The sequence below is a fragment of the Rufibacter latericius genome (assembly GCF_003721515.1).
GTDB classification, from domain to species: domain Bacteria; phylum Bacteroidota; class Bacteroidia; order Cytophagales; family Hymenobacteraceae; genus Nibribacter; species Nibribacter latericius.
In genome coordinates this window covers 446,457-470,790 of the sequence record NZ_RJJD01000003.1, presented here as the reverse complement: position 1 = coordinate 470,790, position 24,334 = coordinate 446,457, and the positions used below count along the sequence as shown (strand labels likewise).

The following is a 24,334-nucleotide window of genomic DNA, read 5'->3' as shown; positions in this document are numbered from 1 at the left end:
TGCTGATGTGCTAATTTAAAGGTAATTAGCTGATTTGTAATTTATCAGTAGCCCCAATTTACCTACCTTGCTTTGGCCTTACTTTTCTGAAAGTAGTATTATTATCAACGGATAATTCCTGCTCTATTATTAGCAAATCAGTAGAAAGCTCCGCTGTCCTAATTTGCTAATTAGTACATTACCTAATTAGCACATTAAACCGGTTTCACCTCCAAGGGATCAGGGCATTCCTCCAGTAATTGGATGATGGTTTTCTGAAGTACCGGGTGCATGAAATCGGGGGCTACCTCTGCTAGGGGAGCCAGGGTGAAACGGCGGAGGTGTAGTTGCGGATGGGGCAGGTGCAGTTCAGGGGTGTTGATCACCTGTTGGCCATAAAACAGCACATCGATGTCAATTACGCGGGCACCCCATCGTTCTTTCCTGATGCGGCCCAGTTCCTGTTCTATGCGTTGGGTAAGGGCCAGCACCACCCTGGGGGAAAAGCCGGTATTGAATACCAGTACCTGGTTCAGGAAGGAAGGTTGGTCTTCCAGGCCCCACGCGGCGGTTTCGTAGAGCTTCGATTTTTGAGCCGTTTTCCCGAAAAGGGCCGATAAACGGTCTGCTGCTTCGGTTAGATAAAAAACACGGTCGCCCAGGTTGCTCCCCAGGAGCAGGAAAAGTTGATTCATTAGAGGCGGTCCAGGGCTGCTTGAAAAAATTGTATGGTCTTGTCTGCGGCCGCTTTGGCCAGTTCAGGCAACTCGGATGGTGCGTAGGGATGACTTCCCCCGAAGGAATGATCGGCTTTGGGCAGCAGGTACAACTCGGCGAAAGGGTTACAGGCGTGCAGGTCATGGGCCATCTGCACCGGTAAGGTCTCGTCTTCCTCGCCGTGCAGAATGAGAAGTGGCATGCTCAGTTTCTCTACTGCTTTTGGGATATCAAGCCTGCTGCGGTTTGCCTGGAAATTCTCCACTAGTTGATAATACAAGGGCATCTGTTGACCGGTGCGGCTATTGAGAATGTATTGAACCCCGTCCTTTTTCCAGCGGTCCATGACCTCGGGTGACCAGCGTTGGTCAATGTCACTGATGGCTGACCAAGTTGCTACACCGGAGACATGCGTGGCCTCGGCGGCTTTCAGGAGCACTAATCCGCCCCCGCGGCTGTGGCCTATAAGGAAAATATAATCAGAGTTGAGTTCCTCGGCGGGGATTTGGGTGGGGCTGTTTTTCAGATGCCCTAATAGCGTACCTACATCGTCCAGCTCAATGCAGAAGTTGTTGTTCCCGAAGGCTTCCATGTTGGTGAGGTCGGTGCCGTAAGGCTCCACGCCGTTGTGAGAGAGGTTCAGTTTCACGAACACGAAGCCATGTTGGGCAAAGTAGTCGGCGAGCAGGTTGAAGTGCCCCCAGTCCTTGAATCCTTTGAAGCCATGCACGAACACCACCACGGGTTTGGCATGGCCGTCCTGAAGCCATCGGGCATCAACCGCGAAGTCGCGGCCGTGCGGAGAGGAGAGCAAAAAGTCTGCGCGTTGTATCATGGAAAAGAATATCTGCAAAAGCCGACGAAGTAACACCTGAATAACGGGAATTCCAAACCCAGCGTTTGCTTCTGAGGGCGCCGACTCGTAATATTGCGCCCGAGAGATGAGCAGCCCCTTAGACCAGATTCAGGCCCCGATTGCAGTTGAGATGCAGGAATTCGAAAAGAAATTCCGCCAGTCCATGCAATCAAACGTTTTGCTCCTGGACAAGATCATGGGCTACATTGTGAAGCGCAAGGGGAAGCAGATGCGCCCCATGTTCGTGTTTTTCATGGCCAAGCTCATCCAGGAGCAGATCCCCGATGCCACGTATCGCGGCGCCGCCCTCATTGAACTGCTGCATACCGCCACCCTGGTGCACGATGACGTGGTAGATGATTCCAATTACCGCCGTGGCTTCTTCTCGGTAAACGCCCTTTGGAAAAACAAGATTGCCGTTTTGGTGGGCGATTACCTGCTCTCCAAAGGCCTGCTGCTTTCTTTGAACAACGATGATTTCGGGCTCCTTAAGATCGTGAGCAACGCCGTGCGGGAGATGAGCGAGGGCGAACTGCTGCAGATGGAGAAAGCCCGCCGCCTGGACATCACCGAAGACGTGTACTTCGACATCATCCGGCAGAAAACTGCTTCGCTCATTGCTTCCTGCTGCGCCGTTGGTGTGGCCTCCATCGGGGCCGATGCGGAGACTGTGGAACGTGCCCGTCTGTTCGGGGAGAAAGTAGGTTTGGCTTTCCAGATCAAAGACGATTTGTTTGATTACGGCACCGCCGAGATAGGCAAACCCGTGGGCATTGATATCAAGGAAAAGAAGATGACGCTGCCCCTCATCTACGCCCTGCAGCAAGCCGACTGGCTCACCAAGCGTCGCGTCATCTACAACGTCAAAAACAACAACGGCAAAGCCGATAAAATCAACGCCGTCATTGACTTCGTGAAAAAGTCCGGCGGACTGGAGTACTCCATCCGATGCATGAACAGCCTTCACGCCGATGCTTTAAAGCTTCTCCATACCTTTCCTGCTTCTCCTTCCCGAGATTCTTTGGAGCAACTCATCCGCTATACCATTGAGCGCGAGAAATAAGCTTTCTTCTGTTTAGAGGCTATTTTTTTGAAAACAGGCTAAAAGCTTATACAGTAAATTCAATAAGGCTGGTATATTTATTAATTCAATAGCATGGTTTGGGTAAAAAGCTATTTAATTAAAGCTTTTTTATTTCATATGTTATTAACAGATTACCACCTGCTAGATGGATAATAAACGTTTATTCTATAAGGTATAAATATTTAAATTGCCTTTCAATCCTAAAAATCTTGTTGTGTTTCTATAATATATTTCAATGAATATCGATTCTGTAAAATACCCTATTTATACAAAGAATAGACTATTTGATTTGCTTGCCCTCAAGTTTCGCTTCTTGCCGTCTAAACTTAATCATTTGCCCCTTAAATGTATTGTATGTAATAGAGTAGGTTTGTATAAAGTAAAAGGAAATGATTTGCGAGAAGATTGTACTTGTAAGTCATGTAAGTCCTTCAATAGGCAAAGACAGATAAGTTATGTAATGCTTACTTCGGTTTTAAACAAGAAGCCATTATTCAACTCATTAAAAAACTTTATTTCTAGAAATGATTTACGGGTTTATTACACTGAGTCAAAAGGGCCAATTCATGATGTATTGGTGAAAATGAAGAATTATGTTTACAGTGAGTATTTTGGTGAAGAATATAAAAGCGGAGATTATGTAAATGGAATTTTACACCAAGATTTACAAAAGTTATCTTTTGCAGATGATAGCTTTGATGTTGTAATCTCCTCTGAAGTTTTTGAGCATATCCCAAATACCTACCAAGCTTTCAAAGAAGTGCACCGGGTATTAAAGCCGGGGGGAAGACACATATTTACTATCCCTTTTGATGCAAGGGGATTCAAGGATACAGTGAAAGCCGTTCTTGATGAAAATGGGAATATTCAATATCTTTCTGAACCAGAATTTCACAAAGATCCTATTAGAGAAGAAGGTGTGTTGGTGTATCGGATATTCTCTTTAGAAATGTTGATCAAGCTAAACGAGATCGGATTTATAACAAACCTGCATCACTTATACAATCCACTTCTGGGGATTGTTGGTAACAATGCAATAGTGTTTGAATCTATTAAAGAATTGTAAATTAATTTATTGTGTTTTATTGTTTTAAAACACAATAAATTAATTTGTTGTAAAGTTTTAATTGGTTTGATTATTTTTATTTGTGAAGCTGATTACAGGTTGTTTCTATATAGTTTAGGACATATAAAATGAATATGTTTTTTTGAAATGTGTTAAACTGTAAGAGAAATAAATTGGGTGAATAAATTCATTTTCTTTCTAAGTGTTAATTGGAATAATAAAAAGAAGCCCTATTTGCCAACTGGTGAATAGGACCTCTTTTTTGAAAAACAGCTTCAAACTGGCTGATTACTTACTTCACCTATTGAACCCAGCCGCCGCCTAATGCCCGGTACACATTCACCATGGCATTCATCTGCTGCATTTTTGTTTCTACCAGGTCAAACCTTGATTCCAGCGCATCGCGTTGGGTCAGGAGAACTTCCATGTAATCGGCTCTGGCGGAGTTGAATAGCGTGTTTGAAATGTCAATGGATTGGGTCAGCGCCTCCACTTCCCTGGACTTCAAACCATAGCTTTTCTCCAGATTACTAATCTTAGCTAGTTGGTTGGCTACCTCCACATAAGCGTTCAGGATGGTGCGCTCATAGTTGTAGACGGCCTGGATTTGTCTGGCATTGGCGCTGGCATAGACTGCTTTGATGCCATTCTTATTGACCAACGGTGCCGCCAAATCCCCCGCCAGGGAAAACAGCAAGGACTCCGGTTTCAGCAGGAAGCTGGGGTTAAAAGCCTGGAAGCCTACTCCCGCAGAAATGCCTACCGATGGATAGAATCTTGCTCTGGCTACCTGCACATCCAGTTTGGCTGCGGCCAACTCCAGCTCGGCTTGTCTTATGTCTGGGCGGTTGGCCAGTAACTGTGACGGAACTCCGGCATTCACCATTTTCGGCGTTAAACTCGCAAAATCCTGGGTATTCCGTTGTACTGGCTGCGGGAATCTGCCTATGAGGAAGTTGATGCGGTTTTCGGTCTCGGTGATCTTCTGCTGGATCTCGTACTGCAGGCTCTGGGTATTGAGGACCTGGGCCTGGAATCTGCGTACGGGCAGCTCGGTCACTCTTGCCGCATCTTTCTGCAGTTTCACAATTCTGAGGGCATTGCTTTGGATCTCTATGTTCTGCTTGACAATGGCCAATTGGTTATCCAACGCCAGCAGTTCATAATAGGAGTTCGCGATCTCAGAAATGAGGTTCGTCTGCATGAAGTTCCGTCCTTCCACCGATGATAGGTACCGGTTTACAGCCGCTTTTTTTGCGTTGCGAAGTTTATGCCAGACATCCACCTCCCAGGTAGCGAAGGCACCCACCACGTAATCCTGCAGCGGCTCTGGCATCTCTCTTCCGGGCTCAATGTAAGTGGTGGCTTCTAAGGCGCCGATGTTCGTAAACCGGCCTACTTTTTCTACCCCAGCTCCGGCTCTCAAACCAACCGACGGCAGGTATTCACCTTTTCTGGCTCTTACTTCATTTCTGGCGATCTCTATTTCCTGCATGGTAATATTCAACTCCTGGTTATTCTGCAGGGCCGTGTCAATGAGGGAAACCAGGTAAGGATCGGTGAAGAACTCCTTCCATTTCGCCTGGGCGGTGTTGGCAGTATCCTGCGAGTTGGAATAACTCGCAGGTACGGCCTTGTTTTCTGATTTCTGCACCAACGTTGGTACGCTGCAGGCGGTATACGTCAGGGCAACCAGCGTTACCCCAACCCAATTCCTTATTTTCTTAGTGAGCATCGATTTCAGTTTCTAAAGGTTGGGGAAATCTGTCAATGGCATGCACATAGTCCTCGGTTAATGTGCTTTCCTCTTCGTCTTTGATCAGGTGACGGCCATCGGCCAGTTTGGCGAAGATGTAGTACAGCCCAGGGACGATGATCACCCCGAAAATAGTACCGAACAGCATCCCGCCCATGGCAGAAGCCCCGATGGTCCGGTTCCCGATGGCGCCGGCGCCGGTGGCAATCACCAACGGAATCAGACCCGCGATAAAGGCGAAGGAAGTCATTAAAATCGGACGGAAACGCACTTTGGCCCCTTCAATAGCAGCTTCCAGGATGGTGTATCCCTGCTGCCGTTTGAGCACGGCAAACTCCACAATCAACACCGCGTTTTTACCAAGCAAACCTACCAACATGATGAGCCCGATCTGGGCGTAGATGTTGTTCTCCAATCCCATCAATTGCAGCACCAGGAACGAACCGAAAATCCCTACGGGCAAGGAAAACACTACCGCCAGTGGAATAATGAAGCTCTCATACTGCGCCGCCAACACAAAGTAGACGAACGCCAACACAATCGCGAACACGTAGATGGATTCATTCCCGCGGGTAGACTCGTCATAAGAAAGGCCTTCCCAGGCAATATCATACCCTTTAGGCAAGGTCTTGGCAGCTACTTCCTGGATGGCCTGGATGGCATCTGCTGTGGTATATCCTTTAGCCGGAAGCCCCTGGATAGAGGCTGAGTTGTACATGTTGAAACGGGTGATCTCGTTAGGTCCCTGTGACTTCTTCAACCGCATGAAAGAGGAGTAAGGCACCATTTCACCCGCATCGTTTTTCACGTACAGCTTCGGGATATCAGACGGCAGCCTTCTGAATTTAGGATCAGACTGCACGTACACTTTGAAGAACTGGTTGAACTTGATAAACCCTTGCTCATAGGTACTACCAATGAGAATGTTCAGGTTATCCATCGCTTTACCAATGGACACGCCTTTCTGCATGGCCAGGTTGTTGTCTATCTCCAGTTCATACTGCGGATAGTTGGCCGCGAAGAAAGTGAACAAGCCCGATAGTTCAGGCCGCTTGCGCAGGTTGTCCATGAACTCCTGGTTGATCTTGTCAAACTCGTGGTAGTCGGTATCGGTGTTTTTGTCCAGCAGACGCATGGAGAAACCGCCGGAAGACCCGAAGCCCGGGATAGCGGGCGGCTCAAAGAACTCCACCACCGCGCCAAGGCCTTTGGATTCTTTCTCCAGTTCTTCCATGATTTCTTTCACGTTGTGCTTCCGCTCAGACCATGGTTTCAGGTTGATCAAACAAGTACCCGCGTTGGATCCGCGGCCTTCGGTCATGATCTCGTAACCGGCCAGAGAAGACACAGATTCTACCCCGTCAATTTCCTCGCAGATCTTCTGGAGTCTTTGGGAAACCTGGTTCGTTTTCTCCAGAGTAGAACCTGGCGGGGTTTGGATGATGGCGTAGATCGTGCTCTGGTCTTCATTTGGGATAAAGCCGGAAGGAACTACCAGGTTTTCGTAGAAGATCCCGGCGCCGAAGACCAGCAAAACAATGAACGTTAACCATCTTCTGCTCACGATTCTTCTCAGCAAGCCCACGTATTTTCCGGTTAGTTTATCAAAACCACGGTTAAAACTGTCCAGCCCTCTGGTGAGGATGTTTCTCTTCTTCTCGTGCCCGTGATGGTTCTTCAGCAACATGGCGCACAGCACCGGGGTAAGCGTCAGCGCGATCAGCGCCGAGATCACGATGGAACTGGCCATGGTGATGGAGAACTGCCGGTAGAAGGTACCCACCGGACCCGTCATAAAGGAAATAGGCAGGAACACAGAAACCATTACCGCAGTGATGGCAATGATGGCACCGCTGATCTCACCCAGTACTTTTTTCACTGCAAGGAACGGCGTGAGGTGCGGCTCTTCCTCCATCTTGGCGTGGACGGCCTCCACCACCACAATGGCGTCATCCACCACAATACCAATGGCCAGCACTAAGGCAAACAGCGTCACCAGGTTAATGGACAGCCCGAAGAACTGGATCACGAAGAACGCCCCAATCAAGGAAACCGGCACCGCCAGAATAGGGATGAGGGTTGAGCGCCAGTCGCCCAGGAAGATGAACACCACAATGGCTACCAGAATGAAAGCATCTCTTAAGGTATGGAGCACCTGCTCAATAGAGGCATCCAGGAACTGGGAAACGTCATAGCTGATTTTGTAGTCCATCCCCGGAGGGAAATTGGCTTTCATTTCATCCAACTGAGCCTTCACATCAGCAATTACATCGCTGGCATTACTGCCGTAGTTCTGCTTCAATACAATAGCCGCCGAGGGGTGGCCGTCCAGGTTTGAATAGATATCGAAGAATTCACTGCCCAATTCAACCGTGGCAATATCCTTCAGGTGAATGCTTTCGCCCTCGGCATTGGCCCGGATAATGATGTCGCCGTATTCTTCGGGTTTGTTGTAGCGGCCTTTGTAGGTAAGCACGTATTCCAGGGACTGGGCGGCAATACCGGAGCTTTGGCCAATCCGGCCTGGGCGGCCGATGATACTTTGCTCGCCCAAGGCTTTCATGACCTCTTCCACGGAAATTTTGTAGGCCCGCATGCGGTCTGGATTCAACCAAACACGCATGGCGTACCGGCGGCTACCCAATATCTGCGCTCTGGCAACCCCTTTGATCCGTTGGATTTCGGGGATCATCTTCACGGTGGCGTAGTTGAAGAGGAACTTCTCGTCCATGCTCTTTTCCTTCGAATAGAGGTTGACGTACATCAGCATACTGGGCTGGATGGGGGTGATCACCACGCCTTCGCGCTGCACCAACTCAGGGAGGAGCGGCATCACCTGGTCAACTCTGGTCTTTACCCGGACCACGGCATCATTGGGATTGGTGCCCGGTTCAAAAATGATCCTGAGGGTAGCTTCCCCGGCACTGGTGGCGTCCGTGGCGATATAGCGCATCCCTTCCACCCCGTTTATGGCCTGTTCCAGGGTAATCAAGGTTGATTTCACCAGTACATCGGCACTGGAACCCGGATAAGCGATAAAGATATTGACGGTGGTAGGCGCAATCTCAGGGAACTGAGAGATTGGCAGCTTCTTGATGGAAAGCGTACCCACAAAGACGATCATGATCGATATCACAATCGCGAATACCGGTCTGCGTATGAACTTGCTAAACATGTCTTCTTATTTTTAGGATACCCCGTTACTCAGCATATAAATTCAGCTGAGACATTACTTTGTCGGGCTCCACGAATTTTGAGTGTATTTTTTCGTTTTCGCGCACTAAACGCAAGCCTTCCAGCAGGATCTTATCGTCTTTAGAAAGGCCCTTCTGCACCACGTAGATGTGCGGCAACTCGGCGGCCACGCTGATTTCTCTTGACCGCAGCACATTGTTTTTGTCCAGCACGTAGACATACTTCTTTTCCAGAACCTCAAAGGTGGCTTTCTGCGGAATGAGCAGGGCATTTCTCATGGGCACTTCCATGAGGATGTTACCGGTTTCGCCATGGCGCAAAAGGCCTTTAGGATTTTGGAAGGTGGCCCGGAATGCGATGTTCCCGGTCTCGTTGTTGAAGTCTGCTTCAATGGTTTTTACCTCTCCTGGGTAATCAAACACCTGCTGGTTCGCCATCTCAAGCTTCACTTTCTGGGCTCCGTTGCTCCGCTGGGTAGTGGTTTTGAAGTCCAGGTATTCGGCTTCCGGAACGTTGAAGTACACCCACATCTGGCTGTTGTCTGATAGGGTGGTCAGCAGATCTCCCTCGTCTACCAAGCTGCCCAACCGTACCTGGAAATGGTCCATGATACCGTCAAACGGTGCTCTGATCTGGGTGAAACCTAAGTGTACCTGGGCTATGGAAACATCGGCTTTCGCCTTGTTCAATTTAGCCTTCGCCATGGCGAGTTCACCGGGAGCCACCACATTACCGGAGGCTAGCTTCTTCGTATTCAGGTACTCAATCTCCGCAAAACTGGCTTCCGCCTGGGCTTTCTGGAGCTCGGCCTGGTACATGGAAGGCATGATCTGGAACATGAGCTGTCCCTTCTTCACCGATTGGCCTTCGTCCACATAGATTTTCTGCAGGTAGCCTTTTTCCAGGGCCCTTACTTCAATATGGCTGATGGCCCTGATTTGGCTGACGTATTCTTTCGTGATTAATGTGTCTTTCACCAAAGGGCTGGTCACCAGGAATTCGGTGGCTTCTTCCTTTTCTTCTTTTTTAGATTCACAGCTTGTCTGGAACAAAAAGGCACACAGGGCTGCGAGCATGAAAACTCTCTTCATGGTTACTAATGATTTATGAAATTGAATCTGATGATTGCTTTTGAGGTGTATCAAGGATACACGGGTGCTTCCAGGTAGCAGTAGGCTAGTGGGCGCAGGGTAGAAAAGAGAGGATATATAGGTTGTGTCAGCAAAGGGGAGGTGCCAACGGAGGTATATAGCTGTTCTGCAGGGCAGAGCAGGGCTAACCTAAATAGGAAGTTAATAATTGGAATTTCGATGTTTTATTCCCGGCTAGCTTATGTTAAAGCAGTCCGACTGTACGAATGGAAAGGGAGGCACTGGTCAAATGCCCGAGGAAGGTTTACATCATATCCGGAAAACCCGGAAGAGGAGGTACCATTTATGGTAGGAGAAAAAGGCAATTTGCTTACAGGAATGTAAGATTTGCTTAAGATTGCATAAAAGAAACGCGAGCGCGCTGGCATAGAAAAGGACAGGAATGAAATCACTGCCATCCGGATACTTTTTGGAAGAAACTAATTCATTTTCTTCTACCTGGTTTTCTGAGGGAGCAATCTTATCAATTGCCTTGGCTCCGTCAGAGGTAGTAGATTTGAGAAAAGAGAAACCTGATTGGGAAAGTCCTGAATGAGCGTGCAGTACTCCTGTAAAGCTAGTAGGAATGTAAGAGCTGCCTTTCTGAACTGTATGTGCAAAAAGGTGGCCATACCCTACCAAAACGAGGATACACAGGGAAAGAAGATAGGTGATCAATCTCTTCGTCATTCTGCGGCAAAACTACATCCGCCAATTTACATTGACAAATGATTAATTTTAAATATTAGAAGGTTTTTAAATGAATCTTGGTTTTGTTGGTATGAGAATAAATCAGTTGAACTTCACGTCGTTATGCCCCATTTGGGAGTTTCAAGTCTGCTAAAGGAAGTCCTTGCTTAGAATTGAAAACCGCTTAAACCGATTTGCATAGGTTTTCCGCAAAATAGCCCTAAAACGCACAGGGCGGATTTCTTAAAAGAAGTCCGCCCTGTGCACTATGAAGGTAATCAGTAAATTACTTTTCGGCTACCAGTTCATCAATGGTTTTGTTGAAGTCCTGCACAAACTCCTCGTAATACTTACCGGTACCGGGACCAGAGAAACCGGTGTGGATCTTGCGTACTTTGCCTTGCTTGTCAATAAAGATAGTTGTAGGGAAGGAGAGCACATGGTTGAGCGCCGGAAGTGACTTAGCCACCAGTTCCTTGTCTTTGGTGCCGCTTACCAATAACGTGTAGGGCACCTGCAGGCGATCGCGCATCTTTTCAATGCGGGCTTTGGCTTTGTCAAACTCCGGGCTTACCTCGTAGCCCAGGCCTACTACCTCTACGCCGCGGCTTTTGTTTTTCTCATACCAAGGTGCCAGGAACTTGGTCTCGTCCATGCAGTTGGGGCACCAAGACCCGAAGATCTGCGCCACCACCACTTTGCCTTTGAACTGAGGATCAGAGAGGGATACTTTCTTGCCGTTCAAATCTGGGAAGGAGAAATCCAGGCGGTCAAAGCCCGGTTTCAGGAAGGTAAGCGAATCGGCGGCGGCTAGTTTGAAGTTGTCGTTGCGTTTGGCTGTCCAGGTCTCGTGACCCGATTTACCCGCGTAGAAATCTCCTGAAAGAGTACCGTCTGCCTGGTCGGTGGCGTTGAATAGGTAGGCGTGGGCTCCGTCAAAAGCAGAAAGCTTTAGTTTGCTTCCGTCTACTTCGCCTTGCAGGTAGCGGTAATCGCCGGTGGTCGTCAGAAAGGTACCTGTTAACGCATTTCCTTTCTGCACGAACTCGCCAATGGCTGGATAGGTCTTTCCGTCATCTTCGGTGAAGGTCACTTCCCACTTGCCGGAAACATCCAATGCTGGTTTGACGGGGTTTTCAGAAAAACGGGCTGTTTTTCCAAACTCGGCGGTGAAAGGAAGGCTGTAGGGTTCTGCCTGGTCTTTCCGCTCCCAACGTCCGTTTAGTTTATTTCCTTCTATTTTGGCAATAAGGGCCGCATCAAAAATATGCATCTGCAAGCGCACGCTGTCCTGCGAATGAGAAATTTCATTAATCAAAATTCGCTCATCTCCGTTAATGAGATGGGCAACTTGTTTTCCGTCTTGTTCTGAGACCGCAAAGTTGAAGGGCATTTCCTGGCCGCTTACCTCAATGGTACCTCGCCAGGAGCCGGTGCTCAATTCACCTTTGGAGGAGGAGGAACAGGCCTGAAGACCTAAAGAGGCAGAAACTAAGGCGAAAACGGAGAATCTGGAAAGGGTATTCTTATTCATTCCGTAAAAGTAACGCTCACCCTTGAATTTGTCGCAAAGGAGACAAAAATCCTTTGCCCAAGGGGATATTGGAAACACTTGTGTAAAAGTGTTCTGTTTGCGACATTTGTGCGCGACGATAGGAGCACTGAACTTAAATAATACAAAGCAGATCTATGGCATTTGATGTAGACATGATCAAGGCAGTGTATGCGCAACTGGGCGACCGGATTGGGGCAGCACGTACGGCGGTTGGCCGGCCTTTAACTCAAACTGAGAAAATTCTTTACGCTCACTTATACAACGGTTCTGCCACGCAGGCCTATGAGAGAGGTAAGTCTTACGTTGACTTCGCGCCAGACCGCGTAGCCATGCAGGATGCCACCGCTCAGATGGCTTTGCTTCAGTTCATGCAGGCAGGCCGCCCAACGGTAGCCGTTCCTTCTTCGGTGCACTGTGACCACTTGATCCAGGCCCGCGTGGGTGCTGACCAGGATTTGGCCGAGGCATACGCCGAAAACAAAGAAGTGTACGACTTCCTGGCTTCTGTATCTAATAAATATGGTATCGGGTTCTGGAAGCCGGGTGCGGGTATCATCCACACCGTGGTATTTGAGAACTACGCCTTCCCGGGCGGAATGATGATCGGGACCGACTCCCACACGCCTAACGCAGGTGGTTTGGGTATGATCGCGATTGGTGTAGGCGGTGCCGATGCCGTAGACGTAATGGCCGGAATGGCCTGGGAGCTGAAATTCCCGAAAGTGATTGGTGTGAAACTGACCGGCCGCTTAAGCGGATGGGCTGCGCCAAAAGACATTATCCTGAAAGTGGCGGGTATCCTAACCGTGAAAGGCGGAACCGGTGCCATCGTAGAATACTTCGGTGAAGGTGCCGCGAACATTTCCTGCTCCGGTAAATCAACCATCTGTAACATGGGTGCCGAGATTGGGGCTACCACCTCGGTTTTCGCCTATGATGAGACCATGGCCGAGTACCTGAGACACACCGAGCGCGGTGAGATCGCTGATCTGGCTAGTCAGGTTGCCGAGCACCTGCGTGCCGATGACGAGGTGTACGCCAACCCAGAGGCTTATTATGACCAGTTGATTGAGATTAACCTGAGCGAGTTGGAGCCGCACGTGAACGGTCCGTTCACCCCAGATGCCGCCTGGCCAATCTCTCAGTTTGCCGCTGCCGTGCGTGAGCACAACTGGCCAGCTAAACTGGAAGTAGGTTTGATCGGTTCTTGCACCAACTCTTCTTACGAAGACTTAACCCGTGCCGCTTCTTTGGCGAGACAAGCCGTAGAAAAAGGCCTTACCGTGAACGCAGAATACACCATTACCCCAGGTTCTGAGGTGGTGCGTTACACCGCCGAGCGTGATGGCATCTTAGGTACTTTCTCCGAAATCGGAGGTGTGGTATTGGCCAACGCCTGTGGTCCTTGCATCGGGCAGTGGGCGCGTCATACCGATGATCCGAAACGCAAAAACTCTATTATCACCTCGTTCAACCGTAACTTCGCCAAACGTAACGATGGCAACCCGAACACGCACGCGTTCGTGGCCTCGCCAGAGATCGTGACGGCTTTCGCTATTGCGGGGGATTTGACATTCAACCCTTTGACCGACACGCTAATCAACAAAAACGGTGAGCAGGTGAAACTGGATGAGCCAACCGGTATCCAATTCCCTGTAAATGGTTTCGCGGTGGAAGATGCAGGCTACGTGGCTCCGGCTGCTGATCCAAGCAGGGTAGAAGTAGTGGTGGATCCAACCTCAGACCGTCTGCAATTGCTGGAAGGCTTTGCACCATGGAACGGACAGGATTTGACAGGTCTGCGTCTCTTGATTAAAGCCCAAGGCAAATGTACCACTGACCATATCTCTATGGCCGGTCCTTGGTTAAAATACCGTGGTCACCTGGACAACATCTCCAACAACATGCTGATTGGTGCCATCAACGCGTTCAACGGCGAAGCTAACAGCGTTAAAAACCTGCTGGTGCAAGGTGAAGGCTATGAGGAAGTGCCAAAAGTAGCCCGTACTTACAAAGCAGCCGGCATTGGAACTGTGGTAGTTGGAGACGAGAACTATGGTGAAGGTTCTTCCCGTGAGCACGCGGCCATGGAGCCCCGTCACTTAGGTGTGAAAGTGGTATTGGTGAAATCTTTCGCCCGTATCCACGAAACCAACCTGAAGAAGCAAGGCATGCTGGCGCTTACGTTCGCCAACAAAGGAGATTACGATCTTATCCAGGAGAACGATACCATTGACATCATTGGCTTGACTTCCTTTGCGCCAGGAGTTCCGTTGCAGGTTAGATTAACCCACAAAGACGGTACTACTGACACCTTTGAGGCCAATCACACCTACAACCAAGGCCAAATTGAGTGGTTCAAAGCTGGTTCGGCACTTAACCTGATCCGTTTGCAGCAGCAACACGCCTAAGCAGGATATTTCCTTTAAAACAGAAGAGGCAGCCCACTAGGCTGCCTCTTCTGTTTTAAAGGTTTTTCCGTTTAATGCCTATTTTTATGAAAACAGGCCAAAACGAGTACCTTATTTAGCAATCATTAACTTTTGGGTGACAGTTCCAGCGTTAGAAACAAGCCGGAGGTAGTACATGCCGGAGGTCAGGTTTGAGAAGTCGAAGTAAATCTTGTCCTTTCTCTGGAAGCTTCCCTGGGGTTGTACCTGGCCTTTGCTGTCCACCAGTTGCACGATTACCGTAGTTTGCTGAAGAGCTGGGGGTAATGTAACGGTTACACGTCCGCGGGAAGGGTTGGGATAAAGGGCAACGGCTTTGACATCAACCGGAGAGGGGATAGCCGTAACGGTTCCGCCGCCCTGAATCTGGTTGTATTTAAGAAGTGCAGCACTGGCGCTCTTCTTCATTTCAGCCCTTGATTGGCCTACCACTATGGCAAAAGCAACTGTATCTGTCTGCCCAGGGGCTAACGTTCTGATAGCCGATGAAATAATATAATACACGTCCTTCCCATCTGTAAAGCCGGCACTGTCCCGTTGGATGCCACCTGATAAGGCTTGGTACTTTTCCTTCGTGGAGAACCCGTCACTCATGTTTATAGGTCCCGTGCCAGTGGTATTATCAAGGGCGTAAAAACTGGGTGCTCCCTTGGTCAGCAACTGGATTCCGGCCCATAAACTGGTGTCTGACTTATGGCGGATGATACCCATATGTGAGCTATTATCCCATTCTGCCACGTTTCTGGCGGCAGAGATAATGTCCCAGTCGGCAAACATACCGGCATGGGCGTTCGCAATGGTATCCTGAGTACGGTTAGTGAGGATGTATTGTAAGACCACAAAATCGCGGTTGGGCGAAGTAGACCAGGCAAAGACATTCTGCTGAATGTTCAGGCTTTTGTTTTTGGTGGTGGTTAGGGAGTCCTGCATGACATTCGATCCATAGAACTCTGCGTAAGGAGCATTGCGCTTGCGCTGCAGATTGGTAACTGCATAAAAATCACGGTCTGTGCTTCCTTTTTCGTTTCGGATGTTGTCTGAGACCAGGGTAGGCGAGTAACCAATCAATAAACCTCCTTCGGCCAGCAGGGAAGCACTACCTCGGTAAACCACTCCTTTTCCCTGGCTGTAGTTTAGCCCGTTATACCCAATGTTTCCAGTGCTCATGACGGAAACGGCCAGATTGTTTACGTCTGTAGTTAAGAAGTTCTGGTTGAGGACCAGAGTAATATATTGGTAGTCAGTATAGGAGGCTCCGTTGGTAAAACCTATTCGCAGCGTCACGGGGGTGTTCGCCGGAGTGTTTAGGGCTACTTTTAATTTGAATGGGGTTTCGGTGTTTTGCGTATTCTCCATTGTTCCCAGGCTACCAGCAGAAAAGTCACCTTGTAAAACCTGCAGATAAGGGCTGCTGGAAGTTAAGGAAACCGTTAATCCAGAGATCGGACTAAGGTAGTTGACAAATTTACCCACCAGGCTTACCTCTCCTCCGGGTCCCAGTTCTGATGAACTCAACAAGTCCCAAGAGGTAAGACGCACCGAGAAGGGAGTTTCTGCCGTGAGCGCTTTGTACACATTCAGCCTACCCGTGCCTAGTTTCTCTTTAAAGGAAGCGTTGCCTGCTAGCGAATAAATATCATCTGCGGTGACGCGAAGGCGCTCTCCGATCTGTAAAGCCGAAAGGTCTGGGAAATGGCTGCGCAACAAGGCCGCAGCCCCGGCCACCATAGGGGAGGCATACGAAGAACCAGTACCGTTTCCGTAGTTTGTGTCATTGGCATTACCGGTAGAAAAAACCCCTATTCCCAAGGCACCTAGATCTATATTGTAGCTGTAAGTATGTGAACCACCTTTGATATCGTTTTGGTCTAAAGCGGCCACTGAAATTACGTTCTGATAAGAGGCAGGGTAGAAATCCAATTCGGCATTGGTGTTGCCCGCCGCGGCTACAATAACCACGTCTTTGTCCAGGACGGCATAATTGATTACATCCTGCTCAAAAGCAGAGGCAAAGCTTGCCCCGCCCCAGGAAAGGTTGATGACCTTGCATCCTTGGTCAGCGGCATAGACTAGGGCTTCGTATCCCTTGAATGAGCCGGTTGGGGTAGAGGCGAAAACCTTAATAGGTAAAAATTTGGCGTTATATCCAACCCCTGCCATCCCCACGCCATTATTTGCCTGGGCGGCGGCAATACCGGTTACAAAGGTTCCGTGGCCATTGGCATCTGCCGTGGGGTCATTGTCTCCGTCGGCCATGTCCCAGCCTCTGAAATTGTCTTTGAACCCGTCTCCATCATTGTCAATTCCGTCAATAGGATCGGCGTAGTTATAATTTATTTTGTTTTTGAGGTCTTCGTGGGTCAGTCTTACACCGGTATCCAAAATACCTATGACTACGGTAGTATCACCTTTAGTAACATCCCAAGCTTGGAAGGCACCAATTTTTTTCAGGTATTTCTGAGACCCGCTTACCGAGTCTGCTTTTGGGTCATTGGGCACGTGCAGGGGCTCATATTGATACAAAGGCTCTACATATTCTACCAAACCTGTTTCAAGTAATTGCTTTTTCACTTGAACAAAAGTTTGATCAGAGTTGTAGCGCATCTGGTAGATGAGAGAAAGGTCTACCGCATTTTTTTTAGAGGTTCTGGAAACAGAGTTGGCTGCTCTCGGGAATTTTTGCTCGGTACGCCCAGCGGCTACCCGCTGTACCACTTGCTGTACTGCAGATGGTGCTGCGGCTCTGTTCAGGTGGGAAGAAGCGGCTGGCTTTAATTTATAGATTACGGTGAAAGGCTCCGTTTTTGGCAAATTCTGCGCCCAGGCAGATGAACTTGAAGTTCCCCAAATGAATACCAAAACAAGGGAAAGTAGCGCGTACAGATATTTCATTGAAATAAAGGTAAATATAATATCAAATTCAGCAAAATTTTTAGTTAAAATAGAATATTACCCAGAGAGCTAAAACTAATTGGGAGAGATCTATCATCATTACGCGAGAGACTGAAATTAGTATATCCCATTTTCAATATTATCTTACTTTTTGAGAAAGATAATATTGCATTGTAGTGAAACTGTTAAGATCATGGTAAAAGTATCAACTAAGTGGTTTGGCCCTGCAAAAGACTAACTTTCTTATTTAAAGCCTGTGCTATGATCTGAAATTTATTATAGTAAAGGTTCTATATTGTAATCCACTGTTAATAGAAAAAAATAGCTGAATTTTATATATAGAAGATCATTGTCAAAGGTGAGAGATTCTTGAAGAGGAAGCTTAAGTAAAGGCAGAGTGATATTTATTGGAGAAACTAAATTATCGTGGTAATTTTAAAAGTCAAATTTTCCTTCCCACAAAAAATGCTATAATCCTGAAAAAGGTTGCCGTTTTTGTTTGTATTCTGGAAAGATGATGCCTTGGCCTGCACACTGTGGGTAAAACAGTAAAAGACAGGGAAGAAATCAATAAACGAATGAAAGTAAATTCTTCAGATGAGCTTCCGGTAACTTACCAGCTAGAAGACTACCGTATCTTATTTGATCATAACCCGCTGCCTATGTGGGTGTATGATACAGAAAGCCTCCGGTTTTTGATGGTGAATGCGGCAGCCCTTAACCTGTATGGTTTCTCAAGGGATGAATTTCTACAGATGACCATCAAAGATATTCGGCCGGCAGACCATCTTTCTAAGGTATTAGAGGTTGTGAACAGCTCACGGGAAACGCTCCATTATGCCGGGGAGTGGATCCATGTGAAGAAAGATGGGGCTCTTTTGCACGTTGAAGTCGTTTCCCATGAACTTTCAAGGCAAAGCAGTAGCGGTCCCGAGCGCCTGGTAGTTATTCATGATATAACCGCCCGTAAACTGGCCGAAAAGCAACTGGCCGAGGCAGAGCAATATGCCCATTCCATCCTGAACAATATGGTAGAGGTGGTTTTCTCCTTCAACGAGAAAATGGAAATGACCTACATCAGTCCGCAGTGCCTCCACATTCTGGGATACGCTCCTAGCCAGTTTTATGCAGACAAATACCTTTGGTTTAACCTGGTGCACCCCGCTGACCGAAGTTTGTTTGAAGAATCTTTGCCTAAGATACGGACCTCGCGGGAGCAGTATCAATTAGAATACCGGATTCAGGCGGCTTCTGGAGAGGAGAAATGGTTGATTACCCGCTGCACTGCCCAGCTAAATGAAGAGGGCCGAATGGTCAGAATTGACGGAAGCGCCAATGACATCACCCGCCGGAAACAGATTCAGGAAAAGCTTCGCTTCGCTGATTTTTCTATTGAGCGTGCCTCCGATGCTTTCCTCTGGACCCGGGCAGATGCGCAGATTATGCGGGTGAACCGGGCAACCTGTAGTTTGCTGGGTTACCTCGAAGAAGAATTGCTTACGCTCCGGTTGTTTGCCATTGTGCCTGAACTTGATGAAAAGAGCTGGCCCCACCGTTGGGCCGAGTTCGAGAACCTCAAGAGCATGAGCTTTGAGACCGTGTTCAAGGCCAGGGATGGGCAACTGCATCCGGTGGAGGTTCACTTCAACTATTTTAAATTTGAGCAGGAAACGTATAGTTTCGCCACGATCAGGCAAATTGCCGAGAGAAAACAAGCCGAAGCTGAAAAGGCCAGACTCACCGAGGAGATGAGTCGCCAAAACGAGCACCTCCGGCAGTTTGCCTATATTGTTTCCCATAATCTCCGGGCCCCGGTAGCCAACATTGTGGGGCTTATCAATCTTTATAACCGCCAGAACCTGGATGATCCCATGAACGCGGTGCTGATGACCAAATTGGAACGGACCACCCAGCGGCTGGATACTACCATCCGGGACCTGAACGATATCCTGACCATTAGAAGCAAATCCGAGCAATCCCTGGAGAAAGTTGACTTGCAGCAAATCCTTTCCGAGGTAAGAGAAAGTGTAGCCGGTCAGCTGGTAAAATATTCCCCCGGGATTTCCGTTGATTTTACCCAAGGAAAAACTGTTTTAGGGGTGAAAGGATATGTGCACAGTATTTTTCTGAACCTGATTACCAATGCCATCAAGTACCAAGCCTCGGACCGTCCCTTGGAAATCCATATTAATACAGTAATTTCAGACGGTTATTTGTGCCTGCAAATCCAGGATAATGGGTTAGGGATAGATTTGGTAAAGCAGGGAACAAAAGTTTTCGGACTTTATCGCCGTTTTCATCCCCAAATTGAAGGCAAAGGGTTAGGTTTGCACATGATTAAAACCCAGGCTGAGACCATGGGCGGGTGGGTAGATTTAGAGAGTGAGGTAGGCAAAGGCTCCACCTTTAAAGTTTATTTTCAAGTAGCGCCAAAAAATGACGAAATACCAGAGAGTTTTCTTAATTGATGATGATGAGATTCACAATTTCCTGTGCGAAAGTGTGATCAGAAGCCAGCAGTTTGCAGAGAACGTGAGCAGCTTTCTGTGGGCCGAAGAAGCTTTGGATACCTTAAGCGCCGTTGTGAAGGACGCCCCGCAGGATTTCCCCGAAATCATTTTCCTGGACATCAACATGCCCGGCATGGATGGATGGGAGTTTATCGAAGAATACCGGAAATTGCCCTTGGAACTGACCGAAAAGTGCCTCCTGTTTGTGCTTTCTTCGGCGGTGGACAAAAACGACATCACCCATGCCCGCAATCTCTCAGAGGTGAACGACTTCTTCTCAAAACCCCTAACCACTGATATCCTGCAAATCATCTCAGAGCAATATTCTACTACCTGAGCCAGTTAAGGTAAGAATACCTTATAGAAAGGGAGCGTTGGTCAGAAACCAAGGCTCCTTTTCTATTTTCTAAGTTGCCCCGCTAGTTGAAAGCTTAAAAAGCCTTAAGCCGGGGTTACAACCTATAAAGTAGATTACTTCTATGACTGTCTTGCTCCTTAATCTAGGTCGTTTTTAGGCTCCTTTTAGGAAAACGGGCCTAAACCAAGGTTGGTAACTCGCGCTTATCAAGGAGTGGAACCTAGTTTAGAAAAGGGGTGGTAAATCTTTTCGAAGGGAAGAAGTCATTTCCAATAAAAGGTGTTTAGGGGCCAATTTCAGAAAAGCAGCCCTTAAACACCTTTTATTGATGAAGGGATTTGAACGTACACAGGCTTTCAGTCAAATAAGATTCATCTGGCGTTAATTCTTTGAACGTATTCAGTTTTCTTAATTCCTCTGTGGTTAAAGTTAAAACCAGAAGATGATAGGCTTAAGGCCAGGTTCAAGCTTAACTTATGGCGAGACTTGTCAATAAAGGGTAATTAAAAGAGCTTTTTGATGCCATCGGTTAGGTCGTCTAACCCGCGTTTGATGTCTTGCCAGGTGTTATCGGTAGCATCTGAGGTGTTGGTTAGTTTTTGGGCGATCAAGGCGCGTTTGGCTTCCAGGGCAGCAATATGCTCATGGTAGGTATTCTGGGAATCGGCGGTAGTGGCGTGCGCCCGGCCTTTAAGAACCTTTATCTTCCCATCTAATTCCTCTAAACTTTTGCGTATCTCCTTCTCATTCAGGTGTTCAGGGGCCCGCATGTTCTCGGGTCTCAAGTTGTATGTATCCATAGTGATGTAGGTTTAGTGGGTACTGTTTGCTTTTAAAGTACTTGGGTAAGCCAAAAATGTTTTGTCTGGTTATTGAAGTGACTTCCTGTTTTAAATGGAAAGGCTTTTAAAAGCCTCTAAGTCAATTGTTAGGTTTACGGTTTAAAACACCAAAAAACCAACACCACTTATTAAAGCCTTTCCCTTAGGTTAATCTTGCTCCTTTCTTTCTGCGCCAAGAAGAATCTAAGCCGCTGTTTTGAGGCCAATTCCCTGAAAATGGGTTTAAATCTGCTTCTCTGCCATTCAAAGGCAGGACAGGTGCATCCTTCGGTTAGGACTCCTGCGTAAGAAGGGGCAGACAAATTACTTTCTTGATGAAGCACCCATTCTCCCTGCCTTCACGGGCGATTTCCAGAAACTTCTTTTTCCTTCTTTTTGCTCTGCTCTGGGGATGGGCCCAGGCTGGATTGGCGCAATTCAGGCCGCATGAAGAATTGGGCGAACTGTTCAGGGATGTGCAGTTGGCCCCTGTTTTCCCAGATTCCAAAACCTTCCCGGACTGTAAGCCCTTGACAACACCAGACCAGATTCTGCAAGCCTACGCCCGGGAGAAAGGAAAACCTGGGTTCGATCTGAAAGCCTTCGTGGTAAGGAATTTCTCCTTGCCTCAGGAGCCGGCTACCCAATTTACCTCCAACTCCTCTCTGCCCATTGACCAGCACATTACCCAGCTTTGGCCGGTGCTTACCCGCCAGCCCAAGGCAGAACAAAGTTCGCTGATTCCCTTGCCATTTGCCTATGTAGTACCTGGCGGCCGATTTAGGGAGATTTATTACTGGGACAGTTACTTCACCATGCTGGGATTGCAGGAGAGCAAGCAAGTTTCCCTTATTCAGAGCATGGTTGATAATTTTACGTTCCTCATCAACACCATCGGGCACATTCCTAACGGCAACAGAAGCTATTACGTTAGTCGCTCCCAGCCCCCGTTTTATGCTTTGATGCTGCGGGTGCTGGCCCAGGAAAAAGGAATTGAAATCCTGAAAGCCTATGAACCCGCCCTCCAGAAAGAATATGCCTTTTGGATGCAAGGTCAAGACAGCCTTTCTGAAAAACAGCCTGCTCACAGAAGGGTGGTCCGGATGCCGGATGGGCGTTTACTGAACCGATACTGGGACGATGATCCCTCCCCGCGCCCCGAGGCCTACAAAGAAGACGTGGAAATAGCCCGAACCTCAGGCCGAAATCCGCAGGAAGTCTACCGTGATATCAGGGCGGCCGCTGAATCGGGATGGGATTTCAGTAGCCGGTGGTTCCTGGACCAAAAGTCGTTGCAGACCATCAGAACCACGCAACTGGTGCCCGTTGATCTAAACGCGTTGCTCTACCACATGGAAATCACGTTGGCAGACATGGCTGAACTCCAGAAAAACAAAGCCAGGGAAAAAGTGTATCGGAGGAAAGCGGAACAGCGCAAAGAGGCCTTGCTTAGGTATTGCTGGAACCCGGAGGATAGGTTTTTCTATGACTATGATTTCACTCGGCAAAAGACCACCAACATTCCCACGTTGGCTGGGGTAGCACCGCTGTTTTTCTGTATGGCTTATAAAGCCCAGGCAAAAGCAGTGGCTGAGAAACTGCAACGAGATTTCCTTCAGCAGGGCGGCTTACCGGCAACGTTGACCCACTCAGGACAGCAGTGGGATGCTCCCAACGGCTGGGCTTCTTTGCAATGGATGAGCATTCAAGGCCTCAGGGCCTACAAACACCATGATCTGGCCAACACCATCGCCGCAAACTGGATTAAGCAGAACACTCAAGTATTCGAGCAAACCAGAAAACTGACCGAGAAATATAACGTGGAAAAACCCGGGGCCGAGGGTGGGGGCGGTGAATACCCCAACCAAGACGGATTTGGGTGGACGAACGGGGTTCTGCTGAAACTGCTCATGATCCAAAAGAACCAGAAGTTTAGATAATTTTCAGTTTCTTTTCAGCTTTAACCTGATGCTCGTTTAACGGTCGTTTTTAAGAAAATGACCCTAAAACGAGAATCGGGTTCTATACCCCGTGCATCATTCTTACAGAGCCCAGGCACTCCAAAGCCTGCTTATGGTTGTAACGGCGTACAATGCCCGGCATTCTAAAGAGATCTACCAGCCACCAAATGCCCAGACCGCCTGCCGTGATCCAGAAAAGGAACTGCAGCCCCCATCGGTTCACGTAGGCATAGTGTAACCCAAAGAACACCCATAGCAGGTATGCAAAGCCAGTTGATTTCTTCCGCTGTACATATTGGGTGAAAAAGTCATTCTGGGTTTGTGGCGGCAGGGTAGGGAGGTCCATCCGGACCAAGTCAGGGAGTTGGTAAAGAAAGGAATCAGGTAGAATATTGGTAGCGTTTGCCATAGAGGTAAGCCTTTTCTGGTTAGAGGTCTAAGATACCTTTTTCTTTTAAATTTCAGTAGGGAAGGGTTATGGATTTGGAAGAGGCAAATTGCTGGTTCTCTGTGTATTGGTAGGAAGTGAAAGTCAGGTTCTGCCATAAATGTAAGGCGGGATACAGCGTTATAGCTTCAAGAGTACCTTTGAAAGAGTACTTCTTGATCTGCTATCATTTTAAGTTCATGCTTCGGTTAAACAACACTATGCCCAGAACAGCAAGCAGAATCCATTTTTGGGGAGAAAGTGGTAGGTGTTTTTTTAGGTTAAAAGTAGAATCTGGGAAAAATGTACGTATTTATTCCTCGGTTTGTGTTTAATTTACATTAAGAAAACCACTCCTAATTTGAATTTGATTCCAGGTGAAGAAAGTTAAGTCCATTTTGCTCATTGAGGATGACGAGATCACTAATTTCCTTAACCAAACGGTGATAGAAGAAACCGGTATAGCGGAGGAAGTGATAGTAGCGTTAAATGGCTTGGAAGGATTGTCTTACTTGCAGGGCCTGCAAAATCCCGCCGATTTCCCTTCCCTTATTTTGCTGGACATCAACATGCCGGTGTTAGATGGTTTTTCTTTTCTGGAAGAATATTACCGGCTTCCCCTGGTGGAGGGCACCTCTACCAAAATTGTGGTTCTGTCTACTTCTTCTACGGCATCTGATATGAACCAGATGCGCGCCTTGGGCATCACTACCTGCCTTCAGAAACCCCTGAACGAACATGATTTCAGGAAAGTAGTGGCAGAACTGTAGCCCCAGCATTCCTTTGGTTAGGTAAGAAGTTAAAAAGGCAGGTTTACCAAGACCTTCTGGATTACCTTTCTTAAAGGGTATGCCTTTTTCTGGAGTGTTCTCTGTAAACTCCATAGA

Annotated in this window: 16 protein-coding genes; 7 read left to right on the top strand and 9 right to left on the bottom strand. The window is 47.9% G+C overall.

Annotated features, from left to right (window positions below; translation table 11 throughout):
* Nucleotides 1-194: 194 nt before the first annotated feature.
* A complete protein-coding gene (gene folK / locus EFB08_RS07535; RefSeq protein ID WP_123126320.1) occupies nt 195-674 on the bottom strand; it encodes a 2-amino-4-hydroxy-6-hydroxymethyldihydropteridine diphosphokinase in 480 nt (159 codons plus the stop codon).
* Nucleotides 674-1,531 (bottom strand): alpha/beta hydrolase family protein, encoded by an 858-nt coding sequence (locus tag EFB08_RS07530; protein WP_123126319.1) that lies wholly within the window; start codon nt 1,529-1,531, stop codon nt 674-676. The genes folK and EFB08_RS07530 overlap by 1 nt, the downstream gene beginning before the upstream one ends.
* A 106-nt stretch (nt 1,532-1,637) precedes the next feature.
* On the opposite strand from EFB08_RS07530, the gene EFB08_RS07525 reads away from it, so the two are divergent.
* Both EFB08_RS07525 and EFB08_RS07520 read left to right on the top strand, forming a co-directional pair.
* Entirely contained in the window at nt 1,638-2,615 is a 978-nt protein-coding gene (locus EFB08_RS07525) for a polyprenyl synthetase family protein (protein WP_123126318.1), read from the top strand.
* Nucleotides 2,616-2,871: 256 nt separating this feature from the next.
* Nucleotides 2,872-3,702, top strand: a complete 831-nt coding sequence (locus EFB08_RS07520; RefSeq protein ID WP_123126317.1) for a class I SAM-dependent methyltransferase — start codon at nt 2,872-2,874, stop codon at nt 3,700-3,702.
* Nucleotides 3,703-4,003: 301 nt separating this feature from the next.
* Here EFB08_RS07520 and EFB08_RS07515 read toward each other — a convergent pair whose 3' ends face one another.
* The 4 genes from EFB08_RS07515 to EFB08_RS07495 all read right to left on the bottom strand — a co-directional run bounded on the left by EFB08_RS07515 (nt 4,004) and on the right by EFB08_RS07495 (nt 12,007).
* Nucleotides 4,004-5,437: a TolC family protein gene (locus EFB08_RS07515; RefSeq protein WP_123126316.1), complete on the bottom strand. Its 1,434-nt coding sequence runs from the start codon at nt 5,435-5,437 to the stop codon at nt 4,004-4,006.
* Entirely contained in the window at nt 5,427-8,633 is a 3,207-nt protein-coding gene (locus EFB08_RS07510; protein ID WP_123126315.1) for an efflux RND transporter permease subunit, read from the bottom strand. Before EFB08_RS07510 ends, EFB08_RS07515 begins: the two co-directional genes overlap by 11 nt.
* 25 nt (nt 8,634-8,658) lie before the next feature.
* On the bottom strand, nt 8,659-9,744 hold the full coding sequence (locus tag EFB08_RS07505) for an efflux RND transporter periplasmic adaptor subunit (RefSeq protein WP_123126314.1): 1,086 nt from the start codon (nt 9,742-9,744) through the stop codon (nt 8,659-8,661).
* Between the two features lie 1,015 nt (nt 9,745-10,759).
* Nucleotides 10,760-12,007, bottom strand: a complete 1,248-nt coding sequence (locus EFB08_RS07495; protein ID WP_123126312.1) for a peroxiredoxin family protein — start codon at nt 12,005-12,007, stop codon at nt 10,760-10,762.
* Nucleotides 12,008-12,162: 155 nt separating this feature from the next.
* Between EFB08_RS07495 and EFB08_RS07490 the strand changes: the two genes are divergently transcribed.
* Nucleotides 12,163-14,439 (top strand): aconitate hydratase, encoded by a 2,277-nt coding sequence (locus EFB08_RS07490; RefSeq protein ID WP_123126311.1) that lies wholly within the window; start codon nt 12,163-12,165, stop codon nt 14,437-14,439.
* A 111-nt stretch (nt 14,440-14,550) separates the two neighbouring features.
* Here EFB08_RS07490 and EFB08_RS07485 read toward each other — a convergent pair whose 3' ends face one another.
* Nucleotides 14,551-17,370 (bottom strand): S8/S53 family peptidase, encoded by a 2,820-nt coding sequence (locus EFB08_RS07485; protein WP_123126310.1) that lies wholly within the window; start codon nt 17,368-17,370, stop codon nt 14,551-14,553.
* 578 nt (nt 17,371-17,948) lie between these two features.
* Here EFB08_RS07485 and EFB08_RS07480 point away from each other — a divergent pair.
* Together EFB08_RS07480 and EFB08_RS07475 are read left to right on the top strand one after the other, a co-directional pair.
* Nucleotides 17,949-19,838, top strand: coding sequence for a PAS domain-containing sensor histidine kinase (locus EFB08_RS07480; RefSeq protein ID WP_123126309.1), 1,890 nt, complete (start codon nt 17,949-17,951; stop codon nt 19,836-19,838).
* Nucleotides 19,807-20,217 (top strand): response regulator, encoded by a 411-nt coding sequence (locus EFB08_RS07475; RefSeq protein ID WP_123126308.1) that lies wholly within the window; start codon nt 19,807-19,809, stop codon nt 20,215-20,217. Before EFB08_RS07480 ends, EFB08_RS07475 begins: the two co-directional genes overlap by 32 nt.
* A 524-nt stretch (nt 20,218-20,741) precedes the next feature.
* On the opposite strand, the gene EFB08_RS07470 is transcribed toward EFB08_RS07475, so the two are convergent.
* Nucleotides 20,742-21,038, bottom strand: a complete 297-nt coding sequence (locus EFB08_RS07470; RefSeq protein ID WP_123126307.1) for a sll1863 family stress response protein — start codon at nt 21,036-21,038, stop codon at nt 20,742-20,744.
* Nucleotides 21,039-21,394: 356 nt separating this feature from the next.
* Between EFB08_RS07470 and treF the strand changes: the two genes are divergently transcribed.
* Nucleotides 21,395-22,999 (top strand): alpha,alpha-trehalase TreF, encoded by a 1,605-nt coding sequence (gene treF, locus EFB08_RS07465; RefSeq protein ID WP_123126306.1) that lies wholly within the window; start codon nt 21,395-21,397, stop codon nt 22,997-22,999.
* Nucleotides 23,000-23,081: 82 nt separating this feature from the next.
* Here treF and EFB08_RS07460 read toward each other — a convergent pair whose 3' ends face one another.
* The gene (locus tag EFB08_RS07460) at nt 23,082-23,429 is read right to left on the bottom strand and encodes a TM2 domain-containing protein (RefSeq protein WP_123126305.1); all 348 of its coding nucleotides are present in this window, start codon (nt 23,427-23,429) and stop codon (nt 23,082-23,084) included.
* Nucleotides 23,430-23,824: 395 nt separating this feature from the next.
* Between EFB08_RS07460 and EFB08_RS07455 the strand changes: the two genes are divergently transcribed.
* The gene (locus EFB08_RS07455) at nt 23,825-24,217 is read left to right on the top strand and encodes a response regulator (RefSeq protein WP_123126304.1); all 393 of its coding nucleotides are present in this window, start codon (nt 23,825-23,827) and stop codon (nt 24,215-24,217) included.
* The last annotated feature ends 117 nt before the right edge of the window (nt 24,218-24,334 follow it).